The 516-nt window shown below is 67.2% G+C and carries 1 protein-coding gene; it reads left to right on the forward strand.

Features of this window, described 5'->3' with window-relative positions; genetic code table 11:
* Positions 1 to 47: 47 nt before the first annotated feature.
* Positions 48 to 516: 4Fe-4S binding protein (locus K9U40_RS23400; protein WP_282892459.1), on the forward strand; the 469-nt coding region annotated here is incomplete at its 3' end.

The raw sequence follows: 516 nt of genomic DNA on the forward strand, positions 1-516 counted from the left end.
GCTCCCACGACACGAGACCGCCGGCCGGCAAAGCAAAGCAGAACCCCATGAAGCCCCCTGACGGACAGCCGCGCAAGGTCATCCCGATCGCCCCCGTTCCGGCGGACGGCGGATCGGCACAGGCCGAAGTCGTCTCCCTCTACGAAGCCCAGAAGAAGATCTACCCGCGGTCCATCGCCGGCGTGTTCGCGCGCTGGCGCTGGGCCATGGTCGCTTTCACGCAGCTGGTGTTCTACGGTCTGCCGTGGCTGCAGTGGGGCGAGCGGCAGATGGTGCTGTTCGACCTCGGCGCGCGGCGCTTCTACCTGTTCGGGCTGGTGCTCTACCCGCAGGACTTCATCTACCTGACGGGCCTGCTCATCATCTCGGCGCTCTCGCTCTTCCTGTTCACCGCGGTGGCGGGCCGGCTCTGGTGCGGGTTCGCCTGCCCGCAGACGGTGTACACCGAGATGTTCATGTGGATCGAGCACAAGGTGGAGGGCGACCGCAGCGCGCGCCTGCGGCTCGACAACGGAC

This window comes from Xanthobacter autotrophicus, assembly GCF_030015065.1.
In the GTDB taxonomy this organism is placed as follows: Bacteria; Pseudomonadota; Alphaproteobacteria; order Rhizobiales; family Xanthobacteraceae; genus Xanthobacter; species Xanthobacter autotrophicus_D.